13 protein-coding genes are annotated in these 18903 nt (G+C 62.2%); 3 read left to right on the forward strand and 10 right to left on the reverse strand.

Annotation, left to right across the window (positions count from 1 at the left end):
• Nucleotides 1–196 precede the first annotated feature (196 nt).
• The 8 genes from ACILSO_RS27000 to ACILSO_RS27035 form a co-directional block, all read right to left on the reverse strand.
• The gene (locus ACILSO_RS27000) at nt 197–1291 is read right to left on the reverse strand and encodes an anthrax toxin-like adenylyl cyclase domain-containing protein (RefSeq protein ID WP_395740598.1); all 1095 of its coding nucleotides are present in this window, start codon (nt 1289–1291) and stop codon (nt 197–199) included.
• Nucleotides 1292–1549: 258 nt separating this feature from the next.
• Complete coding sequence (locus ACILSO_RS27005) at nt 1550–2266, reverse strand: toll/interleukin-1 receptor domain-containing protein (RefSeq protein ID WP_395740599.1); 717 nt, start codon at nt 2264–2266, stop codon at nt 1550–1552.
• Nucleotides 2267–2286: 20 nt separating this feature from the next.
• A complete protein-coding gene (locus ACILSO_RS27010) occupies nt 2287–3663 on the reverse strand; it encodes a hypothetical protein (RefSeq protein WP_395740600.1) in 1377 nt (458 codons plus the stop codon).
• On the reverse strand, nt 3644–4183 hold the full coding sequence (locus ACILSO_RS27015; protein WP_395740601.1) for a hypothetical protein: 540 nt from the start codon (nt 4181–4183) through the stop codon (nt 3644–3646). The genes ACILSO_RS27010 and ACILSO_RS27015 overlap by 20 nt, the downstream gene beginning before the upstream one ends.
• On the reverse strand, nt 4180–4626 hold the full coding sequence (locus tag ACILSO_RS27020) for a hypothetical protein (protein WP_395740602.1): 447 nt from the start codon (nt 4624–4626) through the stop codon (nt 4180–4182). Before ACILSO_RS27020 ends, ACILSO_RS27015 begins: the two co-directional genes overlap by 4 nt.
• Nucleotides 4627–5146: 520 nt before the next feature.
• On the reverse strand, nt 5147–6124 hold the full coding sequence (locus tag ACILSO_RS27025; RefSeq protein WP_395740603.1) for a vWA domain-containing protein: 978 nt from the start codon (nt 6122–6124) through the stop codon (nt 5147–5149).
• 143 nt (nt 6125–6267) lie between these two features.
• Nucleotides 6268–6999 (reverse strand): hypothetical protein, encoded by a 732-nt coding sequence (locus ACILSO_RS27030; protein WP_395740604.1) that lies wholly within the window; start codon nt 6997–6999, stop codon nt 6268–6270.
• 682 nt (nt 7000–7681) lie between these two features.
• Complete coding sequence (locus tag ACILSO_RS27035; RefSeq protein ID WP_395740605.1) at nt 7682–12523, reverse strand: tetratricopeptide repeat protein; 4842 nt, start codon at nt 12521–12523, stop codon at nt 7682–7684.
• A gap of 433 nt (nt 12524–12956) precedes the next feature.
• Here ACILSO_RS27035 and ACILSO_RS27040 point away from each other — a divergent pair, with 433 nt between their 5' ends.
• From ACILSO_RS27040 to ACILSO_RS27050, 3 genes are all read left to right on the forward strand, one after another.
• Nucleotides 12957–14096: a hypothetical protein gene (locus ACILSO_RS27040; protein ID WP_395740606.1), complete on the forward strand. Its 1140-nt coding sequence runs from the start codon at nt 12957–12959 to the stop codon at nt 14094–14096.
• Nucleotides 14097–14282: 186 nt separating this feature from the next.
• Nucleotides 14283–15707: a hypothetical protein gene (locus ACILSO_RS27045; RefSeq protein WP_395740607.1), complete on the forward strand. Its 1425-nt coding sequence runs from the start codon at nt 14283–14285 to the stop codon at nt 15705–15707.
• Nucleotides 15708–16468: 761 nt separating this feature from the next.
• Nucleotides 16469–17056, forward strand: coding sequence for a hypothetical protein (locus ACILSO_RS27050; RefSeq protein ID WP_395740608.1), 588 nt, complete (start codon nt 16469–16471; stop codon nt 17054–17056).
• Nucleotides 17057–17215: 159 nt separating this feature from the next.
• Here ACILSO_RS27050 and ACILSO_RS27055 read toward each other — a convergent pair whose 3' ends face one another.
• Both ACILSO_RS27055 and ACILSO_RS27060 read right to left on the reverse strand, forming a co-directional pair.
• A complete protein-coding gene (locus ACILSO_RS27055; RefSeq protein WP_395740609.1) occupies nt 17216–17629 on the reverse strand; it encodes a hypothetical protein in 414 nt (137 codons plus the stop codon).
• 124 nt (nt 17630–17753) lie between these two features.
• A complete protein-coding gene (locus ACILSO_RS27060; protein WP_395740610.1) occupies nt 17754–18611 on the reverse strand; it encodes a hypothetical protein in 858 nt (285 codons plus the stop codon).
• Nucleotides 18612–18903: the final 292 nt, after the last annotated feature.

Raw genomic sequence — 18903 nt, forward strand, 5'->3', positions numbered from 1 at the left:
ATACCGGAAAATGGTTGTGCGAGAAGGCGGCGATGTGATTTGCGTATCAATACGGAAGCTGCGGGCAGATCCAGGCGGGCGCCGTGGCGTACGGGCGTGCTCGAAGTCGGGCGGTATGGCGGAGGGGGTGCTGGAGCATGGGGTGACCTCGACGCCAAACACGGCCGACCTGCAGGGGGAGGCGGTGCGGGGCTTCTCAGGCCTCCCAGTTTCCCTGCTGGGTGGTGGCGAAGCCGAGCTGGCGCTGCCAGCCGGGATTGAAGGTGATGTGGTACTGTGGAAAGACTTCAGTGAAGAACATCTTCAGGTCGGTGATGTTTTCGATGAAGCGGGCCTGGGACTCGCCGGGAATGAAGGCGATGAACTCCAGCTCCACGTCGGTGACAAGCGGGCGTCCGGCTTCATCGCTGTGATGCACCATGTCCCCACCGCGATAGCCTGCGACATAGAGCCGCTGATTCAGGTAGTCTTTAACACGGGAAACGCGCGGGGTCATGTTTCCCATGTGCGGATCTTCGTGCGCAGTGAAGTTGCGGATCGGGAGAACGAAGCGGTTGGAGCCGGGCACGGCGCGCTGATCGACGTAATGGGGCTGATAATTGACGTTTTTTGGAAAGACGGCCCAGAGGTCGTAGTCTCCGGTCATGGCTGAGCGATAGGTGTTGAGGAGATGGCCCGGGCATTGGGGATCGACGAGCGCCATCACAGGGAGAAGGTCAGACTTGCTGGTGGCTCGGTTGGGTGCCGTGGGACTGGAGGGCAGCGCGACCTCCGCCTGGCCATAACACACCGCCCACAGCTGGAGCGGGCCTGCTCCCGGGCCGGACATGGTTCGCTTCAGCACGAACTGCATTTCCTTGCCGCCTTTGGGGCTGGCTTTGTAGATCATTTCATTGATGGTGCCGCCGCTTCGCACCATGTAGCCGTGGTGCTCGAGGTGCCGGCGGCGGTCATCGGTGATGTACACGGGGAATTCTGTGGCCGGGTTGGCACCGTTGAGTGCCGAGTGCACGTCCTTGCGCTGGGTTTCACGGGCCTCCCTGGAGCCGGCGCGTTTGGTGAAACGGGGATCGCTCAGGACAAAGCCGGCCATGGGGCCCCAGTTGCAGGACTTGGCTTTGACGTGGAACCCTTTGGAGGCGTAGTTTTCCAAGATGAGGCCGGTGGCGGCCTTGCCCACGGAGCGGCAGGCGATGACGCATTGGGTGAAATTGGCCACTTCCTGAAAGCAGGGTGCGTGCTCGAGCGGCATTCCCGATTTTTCGCAGGCGATAAGTGTGCTTTTGATCATGGGTTAAGGCGTTTGGCTTGGGTGGTATCGGGTGCCTTTGGCATGGATATGTCTTAAAGCAAAACTTAATTGGCCGTGGGGGTATTTGTGGAGGTGGGCATGAGGCGGGCGTAAGTGGAAAAGGGAGGTCGGCTAGTCATGCAGGGGCTGGACGATGGCTTGTTCGAGGCGGGCTAATCTGTGCCTTTGGCGCCTGGTGGCCTTGTGAGCGCGTACTTCATGGCGAGACGTTGAGGTGAATCAGCCGCCATGGCAGGGCTATTTGGAGTGGTGAAAATCCGCAAGGTCAAACCACACCACGTAGGTGTCGCTGCCAGCGGGAATGTGGACCTGCTTTTCGGCAAGCCACTCTTCATTTTTTGCCAGGAAAACGTGCCGGCCCGTGGTCAAGCGAAAGGTCTGGTGGCTGACCTTGCTGTCCAGCGCAGCCAGACGTGCTCCGTCCGCATGGATTTCGACCGGGACACGGACACTCCCAATTTCCACCTCGCGTTCGGTTTTGCCATGGTTCCAAACTACCATGGATAAAAAGAGTGCTGCGGCCACTGCTGCAGCCATCTTCGCATGCTCGATCCTGCGTGTGCGACGCAAGTATGTGAGGGTCTGTTCGACGTGGTGACTTCGCTGGAGAGTATCAAGCACCTTCAGCCATTCGGGCAGCATCACCGGATCTAATCTGTGGATGAGGATGCGTTTGCGATGCGCGATGGCGTAGCGAACTTCTTCCTGAACCCAGGCGGAGGCGACTGAGTTTTCCGACGCGAGGATGAGAACGCAACTGGACCGACGGATGGCACGATAAATACTGTCAGAAGAGACAGCGCCCGTGGGAACATTTTTAACATCCTCCCAGACGCGAAAACCATCGGAGACGAGCCTCCTGCAAAGCTTCTCAGCCATCTCCGCATCGCGTGAGGAATAACTGATAAACACATGCCTGGAGAACAGCCGTTGGAAAAAGCGGATCAGGCGCATGGAATGACTGGAGGGTGGTGTTAAAAGCGGGTCACCCGGATGCTGTCGAGGATCTGGCATTGCTGGGTCTTCACCCAGCTGACGAGGTCCAGGCCGGAGGAGCGGCTCTTGAGGTAGGACTCAATTTCCCTGGTTTTCTCCGGGTCGGTGATCACGGCGTAAACATCAAACGTTGCGGCTTGGGCGGGACTCTGTGAGTCTCCCAGATGGACGCTGGGGGCGTTCCACTTTCCATCGGAGAGCGGCGTGACTTTTTCCTGTGGAAAGTGCTGGGAAATACCAGCCGGAAGGACGCTGATCCAGACCGTCCAGTCCTTGGGGCGGAAGGTGGAATACCCGCGCAGGTCGATGACCGATCCGGACCGGGCGGGCGACTTTGGGGAAAGGATCTTGATCCTGCACAGCTGGGAGAGCAACCGGTCCGCCACGTAGGCGCTGGCCAGGGCAACATCATCGGATGATGAGATCGATACTTCCGCGGTCGCGTTGATCTCCCTGGTGCGAAAGCTGATCAGTTTGCACTCGATCAAAAGGCCTTCGTCATGTTTTTTGATGGATCCTAGAACTCCGTGGGTGGCCCCATGTAGCAAGCCGATTTTGACGAGGGTCTTTTCGTCGTAAATGCCGCGCTGCAGCTGGTTGATCCTTAGTTCTTCAAGGAGCGCCTCCTTTTCCTTCTGGGCGAGCAATTCGATCTGGTCGCGAAGTGTCAGGCGGCTTTCGATATTTCGCCGGCAGGCCTCAAAGTCCGCAGCGCCGCCGCCGTCGAAATCCGCAACCATGATCCGCATTTTGGGAGACAGCTCGATCGCTTCCGCGGATCTGGCTGAGAAATGAGGATCGTCGTGCCGGAAGCACGATGTCACATAATCTGGGTGGGTGATCGTGAGGGTCTGATAAGTGCTCTCTTCCGGCATTTCGTTCATGACAAGCACGAAGGAGCCGTCGTCCTGGGTGCGTGCCTCGTACTGCTCGAGGCGCACGGATGCTCCAACGACGGGGGTGGGCTTTGAATCGACGCGCTCTTCGGAGACCACCCTGCCGGTCAGCACGAACGGGGGATCTGGCCCACCCTTCAAGGCCAGCCAAAAGCAGAGGGCGGTCAATGCCAGAAGGAGAAGGGAGGTCAAGGCTGCCGACAGCTCCTCGACAAAGTTTGAAAGCCACTCGAGGAGGAACGCGGCAGGCTGGGTCAGGATGTCCCGGGCCGTTGCGGATGAGGCGAAGGCGACGAGCATTGCGGCAAAAACCGCCATCAAAGTGAACCAGAAGAAATTCATGAATGAGGTGGGTGGTGCAATGCGGGCCTGTGCTGCCTGGAAGATGCGCAGGCCCGGACGGCAACTGACCGATGGCAGTGAAGAACAGGCGGGGGCCTTACTCCCCGCCAGAGGCACGAGCTTCTGCTCTCTGGATGATCATCTCGGCTGTTTCTCCGAACAAGTTGATGACCATGTCTCTCCATAATTGGCCTGTGAGATCCTCCAGCACGCCTCTTTCGAAAGCGTCGCCACCGCTGGCGTGAATCTCCTTTTTCACCTCGGCGGTCTGCAGGCGAAATTCGTTGAGTGCCCGGACGTTTGCGATTTTTTTCGCGAAACCCTCGCGCCTGAGCCAGTCCTGATAGATGCTTTGGATTTCCGTCATCCGAATGTCGTGCGTGACCTTCATCTGCCCCTGGATTTCCGCAGCGGCGAAGTCCACCTCCATCTTGCCTGTCGCCACCAGCGTCTCAAGAGCGTGCTTGAGCAGTTCAAGCTGCTGCCTGACTGTCTCCCGCCTGAGTTTGTTACTGCCCAGTCTTCCGGTGGCCTGGGTGACGGCGTGCGAGAGCAACTCGTCAAATCCGGTTTTGGTGATCGTCAGAGCAGGCGTTAAATTCAAGGGCACAATGGATTGGGGGGCGTCGTTTTTCATGGTGTTGGCGGTTTTGCGTTGAGGTTGGTGCACTGCCTGAAGTTATCAAACAGCGCATAAACGGAGTCTTTAAATGAGGTCTCGGAAAGGCCGCCGAGGTCGTGGTTCAGCTTGCAAATGGCCTTTACGGCCTGGTTGTGGATTTCGAGCGCGAGCATCATGCGCAATGAGCCTTGCTGATGGCGCGCGGACACTTCTGAGGCGTGCAACACATGCCGGAGCAGCGCGTTTCTGGTGAGCAGAAGGTTTTTCCGTTCGGAGCGGCGTTCTGTCATGTCAATCCACCCCCAATAGGAACGCAGCATGCGTGCCTTGATGCGAGGCCACAGAGTCCGGAACAGCCGGACCTGTTCCAGCAATGAAGACATGATGAGTTCGCGGCCTCTGACGCGTCTTTCAGCGGAGGGTGCGAGACGAATCTGGGCACGAATGGCGGCCCTCATGTCTGCATGCGAAGGAAGGAGTGATGGGTAGCCGGAGCTTCGGATGCATCCGAGAATGATGCTGGCCGTGCTGCTTTGGTACGCAAGGGAGTCTGCCTCCGGAAACGAGGTGTGGATTTTGAAGAAGCGGAGGAAGCAGCGCTGCAGAGTCAATGCCTGGCAGCGCCTCCCCAGCGGGGTGGTGAGCACGCGGTTCGGCAGCATGGCGGCGCTGGAAACTGCCTTGAAGGTCTGTGCCAGAAGTTTTGCAGCATCGGGCTTTGGATCCATCTGGAGGAGGGCCGCTGCAGGCGGTATGGCTCCAAAGAGCCGCGTGCATTGCAGCAAGGGAGAGAGGATGGTCTGCAGGCCACTGTGAGCACGCCGCGAGTTACGACGAGAATGTTCTGCCCGGGAGAACCTGATAATCACCCTGGAGTCGAGAAAGGCCAGACGCAGCAGGCTGCTGCTGTGAGCGAGGGCCACGCCCCAGAGCAGGACCTGGTGCAGCCGGGCCTTTACGTGCGCGCCGCTATGGATGTTAGCGTCCAATGAAGGTACCTCCGGTGATCTTGGCGACGGTCAGCAAAAAGGTGGCGTATTCCTTGCCATCGAAATAGTTGCCGAGACCCACGGTGTTTACGGGCACGGTGCGGGTGTGCATCTGCTGCTGGCACAGGTCATAGATGTCCTGCGTCAGGGAGGGTTCGGCGCGTTTTGCCGGCTGCGGTGGCTCCGGCGGTTTCTCCTGCGCCCTCCCAGGGTTGAGAAGCTTTGACAAAAAGCCGCGGCTCCTGGGTGTGACTGGCGGAGGTGGTGGTGGCGTGGGTGCTGGCGCTTGCGCGCCGAGATCAGGTTTGCCATCGGTGAAGAGGATGATGGTGTCGATATTCGGACAGGCGTACGCGACCTGAAGGGCTTTCAATGTGTTGGTGTTTCCTGTGGGCTGGATCGTGTCCAGCCTGTCGCGAAGCTTCGCCCGGTTGTCATGGTCGGGGATGCCAGCCGAGTCTTTCATCTGCAACAGGTCATCGCCTTCGGGATACTTTGTCACGGTATCGTTGAAGGTGATGAGGACACAGGCATTGATGTCCAGATGATCGATCCAAGTCTGCACCAGTTCGCAGGCAGATTTCCAGCGCTCGCCGCGCATGCTGCCTGATTGATCAAAGACAAGGGCCACATTTCTCAGATCTCCTTTTAGTCCCAGGAGTTCTTTTCGGATGTTAGTCTCCCGAGACACGGAGGCTGGCAGGAAGGCGGGCGTTTTGACCGGAGTCGGATTTCTGGCAGGCTGCGAGGTTGCGATCAGGGTGTTCAGCTGTTTTTGAAGAGATTCAGCCAGATTTTTGTACTTCAGGGCCTCGGCCCGGCTCTCATCAGCAGCGGATTTTTCTGCCCTGAGTTTCTCCCGCATTTCATTCATGGCCTCCTCGGTGTGGCGGAACGCGGATTGTTTGCGAAGCTCCTCTGCCAGGGCGGCCTTGGAGTTTTGCGCCTCCGCGAGTTCGTTTTTCAACTGGCTGAGTTTGTCTGAGAGGCTTGTGGATTCACGCTTTGATCTTTCGGATGCGAACGAATAAAAAAGAAAGACCGAGAAAACTGAAAGCATGGCCAGTTCATTGAAGGAAATGAGCATTGCGAAGCTGGACCGTCTTTTGCTCATGGCGTTTCCTCCCGCGCGAGCTCCTTGTCCAACTGGCGTTTGACGAGTTCAACAAACTGCACCAGGACCAGATCGACTTCTTTAACGCTCTTTGCGAACTCCACGGCTTTTGGAGCTGTGGCGGACACGCTGGTGTGAAGTGTGGAGACGGATTTGCCCAGGTTCACCACGCTGCTGTTCAGGCTGTCAACGGCCTTGGTGGTCTCCTGCGATCTTGCGGCAATCTGCGTGAAGTTTTCCAGCGTTTTTTGGAGGGTGATGGCAAGCGCTCCAGCAACCGGGATAAAATTCGAACTCTCCATCGCATTGCGCAGTTTTTCAAAAAAGGCCTCAAGCTTCTTTGCGTCGAGCGCGACGTTTACCTCCAATGACTGGGCATGAGATTTCAGGCCCATCATGCAGGTCAAGCTGAGCACGATGTTGGTCAAAGCGATCCCGCCCATGTGAAGGACATGCTCAGGTTTTTCGAGGATCGTCTGATCGCTGGCGCTGCGCCAGAGAAGTCCGCCCAAGGCGGTTATGGTGCATAAGTAGCCCAGGAAGTAGACCTGGTCCGCGAGCAGATGAAATTTTTCCGCACTGCCTGCGCATAAGTTCCAACCACAACCCACATAGACAAGAATCACCAGCGCCGGAAGTAACAAGGACAAGAAAGTCGAGTCTATCCATGTGCAGATGGCCACGGTGAGAACCGCAATTCCACTGAATAGAATGGAAAGACCGGTCATGGTGGTTGGTTAGATTGTTTCGAACCTATTGCTCCGACGCTGACGAACCTTTTAACGTCCAGGAAGCTTTGGATCTTTGAGTGAAAGCCTCGCGCTCGGACACCCTGGAGTTGTGAGAATTCGTCTCGTTAACTGGTGGGCGGAGAAGCTTTCTTAAGCTTCTGCTTTCTGGACCAAGATGGGGTGTGCTGCATTTCAGGGACTTGGTGCGGAACTCGTGGTCTACACCCATGCCGATGGTCAAGTTAGGTGTGCGAACCTAAGCCATGGCCAGCCTTCTCACTTTTTATTTTTTTACATCGGTCTGTGCCATGGACCCAACGACAGGCTCGGTGAGATGAAAACGGGAGCCGCTGCGTTTTTGAGAGATGATGAACCGCATGCGATGGCTTGTTCTGGGCGGGCTTGTGCGGGGAAGAGGGATGGCACGCTGAGATTTCCGGAACCGGCTAATGCCGGTACTACACTGCGAAGAGGCTGGCGCAGTGGCGGAGTGGCTCGTGACTTGGTGCTTTGAGCTGGAAAGGGTGCGCCGTGATCGAGGACGAGTTCGAGTAGGAGGACGAGGACGAGATGTGCGGAGAGATGGAAGGTGCGTGGCGATGAGGAGCCGGAAAGGGAGGAAGAGGAGGACGAGAACGAAGAGGAGGATGATTTTGGGGAGACTACCAATGCGGAGGGATCATTTGGAGGGGGAGGGATTGGCGAGGGCTTTTTGGTGGTCTTTGAGGAGTTTTTGGGCGAGGGCCATCTGGACGGGGGTGAGTTCTTTTTTGAGGGTCTGGAGGCCGTTGGCGAGGGCGGCTTTGTCTTTGGCGGTTTCCTTTTCTTTGCCGGTGGGGTTGCTGGCGAGGATGAGGTACCACTTGAAGGCGGCGACGGGGTCGCGGGTGGTGTAGCTGCCGTTTTGGAGGAACTGGGCGAGGGTGAGCTGGGCTTTGCGGTGGCCGCTGGCGGCGGCTTTTTGGAGCCAGTCCATGCCGGTGTCGGGGTCCTGTGTGGTGCCGCTGCCTTCGAAGTAGCATTTGCTGAGGTGATACTGGCCGGCGGGGTCGCGGTTGAGGGCGGCTTTGTGAAACCAGGTGGCGGCGGTGGAGGGGCTCTTGAGGACGCCGAGGCCGTTGAGGTAGCAGAGGCCGAGGGCGTCCTGCGCGGGGGCGTATTCGTTTTCAGCGGCTTTGCGGCACCAGCGGGCGGCTTCGGCTTCGTTTTTGGCGATGCCGCTGCCGCTGCGGCAGGCGAGGCTGAGGGCGTACTGGGCGGCGGGGAAGTCCTGCTCCGCGGCTTTGCGGTACCAGCGGACGGCCTCGGCGGGGTCTTTCGGAAGGCCGTTTCCTTCGGTGTGGTAGTAGCCGAGTTCGTACTGGGCGATGGCGGAGTCCTGCCCGGCGGCTTTGCTCATCCATTTGACGGCTTCGACGGGGTCTTTTTTGACGCCGCTGCCTTTGTAGAGGGCGCGGGAGAGCTCGATCTGGGCCTTGGCATTTCCGTGGGTGGCGGACTGGCGCCACCAGCGGACGCCGGCGGCGGGGTCCCGCTGAACGCCTTCGCCGTAGAAGTAGGCGTGGCCGAGGAAGAGCTCGGCGCCGGAGTCTCCCTGCGCGGCGGCTTTGCGGTACCAGGTGAGGGCGGCGGCGGGATCTGGCTCGGTGCCGATGCCGTAGGTGAAAGCGCTGCCGAGCCAGACCTGGCCGGTGGAATCGCCCTGAGTGGCGGCTTTGCGCCACCAGCGGAGGGCGGTGTCGTGGTCCGGGGGGATGCCGGTGCCGTTGTAGCAGCAGATGCCGAGGAGGACCTGGGCGGGGGCGTGGCCGTGGTCTGCTGCGGTGGTGAAGAGGCGGACGGCTTCGGCGGGGTCTTTTTCCACGCCGATGCCGTCCTGGTAAAAGCGGCCGAGCTCGGTCTGGGCGACGGGGTCGCCTTTGTCTGCGGCTTCGGCGAGCCAGCGGGCGGTGTCTTCGGAGTCCTGCTGATCGACCTGGCCCTGATAGTAGGTTTTGCGGAACCAGAGGATGCCCTGGGGGAGGTCTCTGGGGGTGAGGGTGCCGAGGATGCAGGCGCGGGAGAGGGCGAGCTGGGCGGCGGGTTCTCCCTGGTCTGCGGCTTTGCGGTACCACTGGAGGGCGGCGGTGGCGTCTTTCGCCGTGCCGGTGCCGGCTTCACAGGCCTGGGCGAGCTGGAGCTGGGCTTTGGGGTGTTTCTGTTCGGCGGCGAGCTGGAGCCACTTGACGGCGGCGGCGGGGTCGGCCTCCACGCCGGTGCCGTCCCGGTAGCAGAGGGCGAGGTGGTACTGGGCCTCGGGGTCTTTCTGGGCGGCGGCTTTGGTGAACCAGAAGATGGCGGCGGGGGCGTTTTTTTCGATGCCGATGCCGCGCAGGTAGTGGAGGCCGAGGCGGTACTGGGACCTGGCTTCTCCTTTGTCGGCGGCGGGGCGGAGCTTCTTGACGGTGGCGATGGCGGCGGGGTCGGCGGCGGGATCGGGAAGGGGGCCTGCTGAGGAGGAGGCGGGTGTGAGTGCGGCGGCGGAGATGGCGGGAGCGCCGGAGGGGGAGGTGGGGGCGGTAGAGCCGGAGCCGGTGCCAGTGGCGGAGGGGGCGGCGGTGGTCGTGGCGGCGGCGAGTTCGGATCTGGCATCGGCATCGCCCTGGGCGGCGGCTTTGCGATACCAGTCCTGCGCGGTGGCGGCGTCCGGGGCGAAGAACTTGCCCATGGCAAACTGGGCGGCGGGGAGGTCCTGCCCGGCGGCGCGGCGTACCCAGCGCTCGGCGGCGGCATCGTCCTTGCGGGTGCCGATGCCCTGCAGGTAGGCGTGGCCGAGCTCGAGCTGGGCTGGTGCGTAGCCCTGCTGGGCGGCGCGGGAGAAGAACTTGAAGGCGGCGTGGTTGTCCTTGGGCAGGAGGGTGCCTTCGACGCAGGCGCGGCCAAGCGCGAGGAGGGAGTGGGGATGGCCCTGCGCGCCTGCTTTTTGATACCAGGATATGGCATCGGCGGCGTCTCTGGCAAAATGGCGGCCCATGGCGTCCTGCGCGGGGGCGTGGCCCTGCGCGGCGGCCTTGAGGGTCCACTTTTCGGAGGCGGCGCTGTCCTGTGGTACGCCGATGCCGCGGAAGTAGGCGCCGGCGAGCTCGGACTGCGCGGAGGCGAGGCCCTGCTCGGCGGCTTTGCGGGTCCACTGCACAGCGGTGGCGGCGTTTTTTTCCACGCCGGTGCCGTGCAGGTAGCAGACGCCGAGCATGGCCTGGGCGGTGGCATCGCCCTGGTCTGCGGCTTTCTGGTACCACTTGATGGCGGCGGGGAGGTCTTTCGCGGTGCCGCGGCCGTCGAAGAAGGCGTGGGCGAGCTCGCACTGGGCGGGTGGGCTGCCCAGGTCTGCGGCGGTGCGCAGCCACTGGACGGCGTCTGCCTGGTCCTGGCGGAGATCGGCCATCTGCGTGGGGTCGGCGCCCTGGGAGGAGTCGGAGGTGTGGGCGGCGGCCTTGCGATACCAGGCGATGGCCTGCGGGGTGTCCTGCGTCATGCCGGTGCCTTCAAAGCTGGCGCGGGCGAGGGCAAACTGGGCGCCGGGGTGGCCCTGCTCGGCGGCAGTGCGCAGCCACTGGACGGCGGTGGCGGCATCCTGCGGGACGCCGGTGCCGGTGAGGTAGGCGCGGCCGATCTCGTAACGGGCGTGGTCTTCCTCCAGGGCTGCGGCTTTGTGAAACCAGTAGAGGGCTTCCCTGGCATCCTGCAGGAGGCCCTGGCCGCGGGAGTAGCAGCGGCCGAGGCAGTACTGGGCGTAGGGGAGGCCCTGCTGGGCGGCTTTGCGGTACCACCGGGCCGCGGCGGCGGGATCTTTGGCGAGGCCGACGCCCTGGAGGCAGGCGCTGCCGAGGGAGAGCTGGGCGATGGGGTTTCCCTGGGTGGCGGCTTTTTCAAACCAGAGGGCGGCTTCGGCATCGTCCTTGGCCACGCCGGTGCCGCGAAAGAGGGCGGTGGCGAGGGCGAGCTGGGCCTCCACGTGGCCCTGCTCGGCGGCTTTGCGATACCAGAGGGCGGCCTCGGCGGTGTCTGTGGGCAGGCCGCCGCCGGGGGAGAGGCTGACGGCAAAGGTGTACTGGGTGGTGGGATCTCCCTGCGCGGCGGCCTTCTGGTACCAGTGCAGGGAGGCGCGGTAGTCCTGCTCCACGCCGAGGCCGAGGGCGTAGATGTTTCCAAGGGCTAGCTGGGCGACGTCGTCTCCCGTCTCGGCGGCTTTGAGAAACCACTTGAGGCCTTCCTCTTCGTCCCGGGGCATGCCGGCGCCCTGGTAGCAGGCGCGGCCGAGCTGGGTCTGGGCCATGAGATCGCCCTGCTCGGCGGCATTGCGGAAGTCCTGCAGGGCGGCTTTGGCCTCGGGGGCGGCGGGGGTGTCGTCTTCGTCGGAGTTTTTGGCGGCTTCAAAGAACCAGTGGAGGGCATCGAAGGTGCTCTGGGGCAGGCCGGTGCCGGTGAAATAGCCGTGGCTGAGGGCGAACTGCGCGGTGGCGCTGCCCTGCTCGGCGGCTTTGCGATACCAGCCGATGGCAGCGGCGGCATCCTGCGGGACGCCGGTGCCGGAGGTGCAGGCGCGGGCGAGCTCGAGCTGGGCGAAGACGGCGCCATTCTGCGCCTCCACATGCAGGCACTCGGCGGCGGGCGTGGCCCCGGCGGCACCGGCTTTGCGGAACCAGCGCAGGGCCTCGCCGCTGTTCTGCTGGCGGTCTTCCTTGCCGCTGAAGTAGAGGTAACCAAGGGCGATCTGGGCCGGGACGACGCCTTTTTCCGCGGCTTCGAGGAACCAGTAAATGGCGGCTTTTTTGTCCTTGGGCGTGCCTTCGCCAAGGGCGGAGGCGCGGGCGAGGGAGTACTGTGCGAGAGTGTCGTCTTGATTGGCGGCACGGCGCAGCCAGGGGATGGCCTGGGCGGGGTCCTGGGGCACGCCGCCTTTTCCCTGGAGGTAGCGCAGGGCGAGCTGGCGCTGGGCGGTGGCGTCTCCCTTCTCTGCGAGGGCCTGGAGGGCGGCCAGCGGGGCGGTGTCTGGCGCTGTGCCGGGAAGGCTGCTGAGCAGCGGGGGCGGCGGCAGGGGCGTGAGGAGCAGGCTCCGCCTCGGCTGCGCCGAAAGGGGGACCGGGGCGGCTGGAGTGGGGACGGGGGTGGCGGAGGTGGTGGGCCGGACCTCGGTGGGCGGAGAGAGGCTGCTGCCCGGTGCCGCCGGCGGCGCGACCACAGCGGGCCGGACGAGATCGGTGAGCGGGGAGCTGGGCAGCTCCAGCGGCTTGGGGATGGGACCGTTGTCCGGGACAAAGGGATTTGCCCTCTGCGCCGTGGCCGTGCTCGTGGTGGTGGCGAGGAGGAGAAGCAGCAGCAGCGCCGTCTTTGTGCGCTGACTGCGGGGCTGCGGAGCCGTGATGCTGATGGCGCTTGAGAGGCTGGCCGCCGAGGAGGTGGCGGGATGGGCTTTTTCCCTATTTTTGCGTCGATGGTGGTGCGCAGCAGAAGGAACCAGCGAGGCTAGGTGGAAGTGCATAAAACCAGGGAGCAGCAGCGAAGCATGTAGGAAACGCGCCGCCAAGCCTGGAGTTTCAGGGGAGGGGGAATTTGGGAAGGATGAAGGGTGACGATGAAGGGTGGAGGGGGTGCGCTGGCGTTCGGTGGAGGGTTGGGAAAGGGTGTTAAATGGCTATTATTGGATATTGAATGGAGAAGGAGGCACCGTTGCTAGCGCTGGCTGCTGCGGTGCTGAGCGTGATGGATGATGTGGAGCGAACCACGCTGGCCGAGGTCGCTTGCCTGTTATTTTCAAATAGCAGGCGGCGCTCCCGCCTTGCCACTGGGGCCGCTGCGCTCGCCGGTCAAAATGACAATCTTTTCGAGAACTGGTCTAGCTGGAAGGGTGGGAGCAGTCTGGGCGTGCATCCAACCCAAGAAGAAAGGAGCTTGGTGAGTGTAGGTTCTCAGTGATGAACATTCGATCTCTCTGCGCGCTGTTTTTTGGGATGCTGGCATGTGGGCGGGCGCAGGACTACACGCCGCCGGTGGACACGTTTAAACAGGTGAAAAACGTGGAGGTGCATGATGCGCTGGTGCGGCTGGAGGTGGTGAGGGAGGGGGATTTGGCGCGGGCGGAGGTGCGGGGGGATGTGCGGATGGTGCTGGCCAGGGTGGCGGATGGCACGCAGCCCGTGGATGGGCAGGTGTACTGGATCCGCAAACTGATCGAGATGGCGACGGCGATGGGGGACGCTGCCATGGTGCCTTCGCTGGTGGCATTGGCAGGACATGAGGACAAGAGCATCCGCGACTCGGTGGCCGCTGTGCAGCGGCTGGCCAGGGAACCCTCGCCGGAGGTGCTGCTGGCGCTGGTGAAGGCGGCGGAGGCGCGGCTGCCGAAGGATCTGGCGGACAAGCAGGCTGCGCAGCTGAGATTTCTTGAGTTCACCTCGCGCATCACGACGTTTTGCGCCTTCACGGCGGTGGAGAAACGGGGGGCGGCGCGGGAGGCGGTGGAGCGTTTTTTAAAGCGCTATGATGATGGCACGGTGCGTGATTTTTATGAACAGCGGCTGCATGAGAAGCTGGCGCAGGAATTTCCCCTGCGGGTGACGAAGGAGCCGCTGGAGCTGCGTGTGGACGCCGCGCAGTGGCCGGGCGTTTCGGTGGTGGTGCGGAATCCGACGGCGGACAAGGTGCGGATCTGGGAGCCGGGCACGAGCTGGGGCTGGCGGGAGTTTGCCTTCACGCTGACTTTGGCGAACGGGGAGAAGGTGACGATCCAACACGCCGCTGGAAGAAGCTTTAAAAGGAACGGACCGTTTTTTGATGAGATCGGTGCTGAACGTGAACGGACCTATGAGTTTGATCTGAGCGACGGCTGGTGGCAGCTGAGCGCGAAGCTGGATGCGCTGGGGCAGGATGCTGCTTTGACCGTGCAGCTGAATATCGAGGAGACGGATGCTTCTTTCGAGAAAAGCATTCATGCAGGGAAGTGCGAGTCGAAGGCGGTGGTGCTGAAGAAAGGGACGGTGCTGTCGGGGATACGGATGTGGCATGAGAGGCGCAGTGAAGCTGCGGACGGAGGCACTCCTAGAGCCGAAAAATAATGCGGGTGGCTGCAAGGGCATGATTGCCAGTGCATCGGGGATGAACGGCTTAGGCATCTGGCTGCTGCATCCATTCTATTTTTTTGCCTCGGTGGCGGTGTGGATGTAAAGGCTGCGGCAGGCCGAGGCCTTTTTGAGAAGGCTGAGGCGAAGGCTGCTCCTCCACTTCCAACCTATTTGTGTGCCATGTCCATTCCCAGTCCACATCCCAAACTGATGGTGATCGGCGATTCGCTCGCCCAAGGCTGCCGCTCGCTGAGCGTCGATGCCACGCTGTGCTCCCAGAGCTGGTCCGCCCGCGTGGCGGCGCAGCAGAACTGGGCGTTTCAGACGCCGCGGCATCCGCGGCCGGTGCTGTTTGATCTGGAGCGTGAGATCCGCCGGCTGAATCCGGTGAACGCCGCAGCGAGCGACTTCAACCTGGGGGGCTTCGTGGGGCGCTATCTGGAGAACATCAAGGGGTGGGAGCAGGACGGCCCTGCGGCTGAGGAGTGCTTTGACAACCTGGCCCTGGCGGGTGCGGCGGTGGGGGACCTCTACCAGCGCACGGCCACTTCGAGCCACAAGTTCATCGAGGACACGCTGCAGGGCGATCTGATGAAGGGGCTGCAGATTTCCAAGCTGGGCGACCTGCACATCTCGGTGAACGGGCGCTATGTGCTGAATCCGGCGAAGAAGGCGGAGCATGCGGACAAGTCCATGCTGGACTGGGTGGAGGCGCGGCTGCCGGAGAATCTGTTTGTGCAGATCGGGCATAACCACGGTTTGTTTGAAGTGGGGTTCAGCGCCTCGATTTCAAATCCGAATGATCCGGTGGATTCCATCACGCAAAAAGGGGGGAACTTTGAACCGTACTGGACGCAGTGGCAGAAGGTGGCGGAGCGCCTGGCCAGGCTGCCGGCGGACGTGAAGCAGATCGTGGTGGTGCAGATGGGCAAGGTGGGCGCGGTGGGCAATCTGATGCCGGCCTCCGACGAGCGAAAGAACGGCTATGCGCCGGCCTACGAGCCGACGTTTTCCACGCACCCGCGCCTGCTGGGCACGCAGCTGGCCCCGATCGACGAGGCGGTGGTGAAGGTGAACGGCATGATCAAGGACCTGCTCTTCAAGGCGGCCAAGGCCGCGGGCACCGACCAGCGGCTGGTGATCGTGAACGCGTACCAGCTGCTGGAGGATGCGGACTACAAAAACAGCCGGCAGGTGTCGCGGCGGATCCGGATCGACAGCGATGCGACGATCGACAACCGCTATCTTGACGGCAGCCTGCAGTTTGGCTGGCCGCTGCCGAAGGAGAAGCTGGCGCGCGGCGGCTTCTTCAGCGTGGACGGAATGCACCCCAGCGGCGTGGGCTACGCGGTGCTGGCCTCCGGCGTGATGGACGCGCTCAAGATTCAGCATGACCGTGCGGCGCTGCTGGAGCAGGCGTACCAGGAGGACAGGCTGCTCTCGGATTACCCGGCGGAGCTCGACATGGTGGTGGGGCTGCTGGCCATTCTGCGCAAGGCGATGAATGTGGGGCACTTTGACCACAGCCCGATGGGAGACCTTTCGGAAAGCATGCACTTCGCGGACCTGCTGCGGGTGCTGAAGACGGTGTTTGTGCGAAAGTGAGGGCGCTGTGTGCTGATGGGGCGAGGGGCCGTGCTGTGGTGTGATGGGATGTGCTGCGCGCGGCCATTTTCTACCACACAAGGAGCTGCGCCCCGCACATGGGGGCGCTGCTTTTTATGGATGATTGCGCCATCGACTGACGCGAATGGAATGCCTGTGACGTTTGAAGGCGGGAGGCATGGAGCGTGCGGAACGCATGGCTGCTGCGGAGTGGCGTGAAGACGCTGCTGGTGAACGCGGTGTGGGAAGAAGGCGATGGGTTTGCTTTCCTGGCTGCAGGTTCACGTTCCCAGGGTAGCCTCGCCGAGGGTCGGCAACCCTGGGCTGTGTTTCGGAAGGCCGCTGGCCTTCAAGGCAAGGGCGTCAGTTTATTATGCCACGATCCGTTGAAAACAGGTCTGCTGGGACGGCGTCGTAAGCAACAGCGCAGCCGCGAGCGCGGAGCGTTTTGGAACCGGAGCTTAGCGGAGGTGGACAATCGAAGGTTGCCCGAAGGGCGAGCAGAGGGAGGCCATGCGCCGGACCTCCGGCGCTTTCGGAAGTCTCGTGGTCTGCGCAAAGCTCCAGAGGACTGGAGCACTCCAGAACGCTGGCGCGCCCGCGTCTGCGCAGCGGCTTTTGTCCTTGCAGCCTCACTGAAAACAGACTCGTTTTCAACTGTCTGCGGTATTATGCGAGCAGCCATAGGTGACGGGTTGCGTGGTGGAAAGTCGCGCTTGCGTGGAGTCTTTGCGGGCGGCTTGTTGGAACGCTGACTGACCATGGCTCTTTACGACACACCCATCACGACGCTGGAGGACGCGAAACGGTATTTTCAGGCGATGGGCTGCTCGGGGTTTCACATGTGCCGGGAGTATCCGGCGCGGTATGAGGAGTTCCGCGGGCTGAATGTTTCCAGAGACCTGCAGCGGCAGTGGGCCGAGGAGTCGGTCTCAGGCACGCTGGCGGAGCTGAGGAGCGGGACGCTGGACCGGCAGCGCCTGTGGGCGGTTCATTCCAGAATGACCGACATTGTGAAGGGATGGGGGATGACGCCGTTTTTGGAGGAGGTGCATGAGGTGACCTGCGTGATCGAGTCCGCGATGCCGCAGCGGGATCGCATGCTGGTGGCGGAGACGATTGTGGGCAGGCAGGACCTGTCCGTGCGGCCGGGCTACATTTTTCAAAGCCTGGACGCAGGCAACGAGCCACTGGCCCGGAAGTTCGCCGCGCAGGCGCGCCGCCTGGTGGATCAGCCGTTCCCGAAGGAGAATCCGGAGCCGCTCTACCCAGGGGAAGATCTGGAGCAGCGGCGGCAGTGTCTGCTTGCCAATCTGGCGGCTACGGAGAGGGCGTGTGGGATCGAGTGAGAGGGGATGGGGACGAGGAGCGCTGCTACATGGCTCCCTCCGGGAGCGGGGGCGTTTCGTTTTTGGCCGGGGACGCTGTGTGACCTGCGGATGGTATTAGATCATACCACGATTTCTTGAGCTTGGAATGCTTGCGCTGTTTTGAGCCTCTGGTTTCGATCAGATGACGGACTTCACCAGACCGGTGATCCGGTCCAGCGCGGCTTCCATGATGGTGGGGAGGAGGTGGCAGAGCGCCCAGAGGATGACTGCGATGGCGATGACGGTGAGGAGCAGACCGCCGCCGGAAATCAGCAGGCCGATGCCCATGCCGAGGACAATGATCTCCGCGATCATGGTGCCGAAGCGCGGGGGCACGCTGGAGGTGAGGCGCTGCTTGAACTCCGCCGCCTTGGCGGGCGAGGAGCGGATGGCATTGCCGATGGAGACGGCAATTTTGGAGCTGGAGACTTTGTTGATCACGTTTTTCAGCGCATCGGCGCTGCCACTGGCCACGGCCTTGGCGGCATCGATGGTTTCTTTGCGGCTGACCATGAGGAAGTGATCGAGCTGAGTTTTCAAATTCGACGCCATGGTGTGTGGGTGGTGTGGAGGGTGTGATGAAGTGAAGCCTGCGCGGAAGTGCGCCGGCTGGGTGATATTTTTAGGCAGTAGCGCCGGGCATTGCAAGACGATTTGCCTGCGTGATCTTGAGGCCTCAACCGCGGCCGGTGGGCGCAGGGCTGGCTTTGATGCTCAGAACTTGGGCGCTGAGTTTTTCGGCGGTGGCCTGGAGCTGGACGGTCATGGCGGCGTCGAAGGAGGGGGCGGTGTCGCTCTTGGGAACTTCGGCGGTGAACTCGATGATGACTTTCACGGGGCCGCCGGGGCGGTGCGCGGCATCGGGGGGCAGAACGTGCTTGAGTTCGTAATGGATGGCAAAACGCTCCACGGGGAAGTCTTTGCGGTCTTTGAGGGCGGTCTTGAGATAGTCGGTGGCGGTGGCGTCGAGCACGGAGGCGATGCTGGTCTGGCGGAGGGGTTGGTCGCTGAGCTCGATGAGCAGCATGTCGCGGGTGGAGAATCGGCCACCGTAGTGGAGGAGGACGAGGCGGTGGGATGCCTGTGCCTGCGCTGGCAGCCACAGGGCCTCAAGGCTGCGGTGATTATAACCGGGGAAGTGGACGTCGCTTTCATCTTCCTCGCCGGGGGGGATGCGGCCGAGGACGCGTCTGCTTTTGAGGGAGACGATGATGTTCTGGGTGGTGCAGGGGTCCAGCGCGGCGTGCTGGGCGCCTTCATGGCTGGCGGGGGCGTCCGTTGCTGCGGGGTTGAAGTGACCCGTGGTGACGAGGTAGGGAAAGGCGGCGGGCGGGGTGCCTTTGAGGCGTGAGGTGAAGAGCACGGCGAGGTCGCCATCGGCGCTGAGGGTGTCTTCGATGATCCATGCGACTTCGGTGCCTGCCCTGAGCCTGGCGTTGACGGACTCGGGTGTGTCGTCCGCGCGTGAGGTGAGGGGGAGATGGCCCGAGAGAAGAAGCAGGGCGAGCAGGGAGAGGCGGCGAAGGGTGTTCACTGCGGGGATGGCTAGCCGAATGGCGGGCGGCGTCAATGGCTGTGGCGGGAGCGGGTGTTTTGGAAGAGGTGGAGGAGGTGGAAGAGGTGAGGATACGGCGGAGGCTGGACCTTGCGAACGTCCTCGCATTCGGGTGGTTTGGGGGTACGACAGACACTCTTTGTATGAGTGGAGTTGTCCTGATTCTGGGCTGAGATTGAACTCAAGCTTGGAACTCAGACTGGGTGGTGACGGCCAACCAGTCTGAGCGCGTGTGGGACAGACCGGGGGCACTCTTGATCCTTTGAGATCG

Origin of the sequence: Prosthecobacter sp., assembly GCF_044226605.1 — a bacterium.
Classification (GTDB): domain Bacteria; phylum Verrucomicrobiota; class Verrucomicrobiia; order Verrucomicrobiales; family Verrucomicrobiaceae; genus Prosthecobacter.

Excerpts from the sequence above, each read along its gene's own strand:
- ACILSO_RS27000 (WP_395740598.1), bottom strand. The coding sequence starts at position 1,291 with ATGATCAAAAGCACACTTATCGCCTGCGAAAAATCGGGAATGCCGCTC.
- ACILSO_RS27005 (WP_395740599.1), bottom strand. The coding sequence starts at position 2,266 with ATGCGCCTGATCCGCTTTTTCCAACGGCTGTTCTCCAGGCATGTGTTT.
- ACILSO_RS27015 (WP_395740601.1), bottom strand. The coding sequence starts at position 4,183 with ATGAAAAACGACGCCCCCCAATCCATTGTGCCCTTGAATTTAACGCCT.
- ACILSO_RS27020 (WP_395740602.1), bottom strand. The coding sequence starts at position 4,626 with ATGAGGGCCGCCATTCGTGCCCAGATTCGTCTCGCACCCTCCGCTGAA.
- ACILSO_RS27030 (WP_395740604.1), bottom strand. The coding sequence starts at position 6,999 with ATGACCGGTCTTTCCATTCTATTCAGTGGAATTGCGGTTCTCACCGTG.
- ACILSO_RS27035 (WP_395740605.1), bottom strand. The coding sequence starts at position 12,523 with ATGCACTTCCACCTAGCCTCGCTGGTTCCTTCTGCTGCGCACCACCAT.
- ACILSO_RS27040 (WP_395740606.1), top strand. The coding sequence starts at position 12,957 with ATGAACATTCGATCTCTCTGCGCGCTGTTTTTTGGGATGCTGGCATGT.
- ACILSO_RS27045 (WP_395740607.1), top strand. The coding sequence starts at position 14,283 with ATGTCCATTCCCAGTCCACATCCCAAACTGATGGTGATCGGCGATTCG.
- ACILSO_RS27050 (WP_395740608.1), top strand. The coding sequence starts at position 16,469 with ATGGCTCTTTACGACACACCCATCACGACGCTGGAGGACGCGAAACGG.
- ACILSO_RS27055 (WP_395740609.1), bottom strand. The coding sequence starts at position 17,629 with ATGGCGTCGAATTTGAAAACTCAGCTCGATCACTTCCTCATGGTCAGC.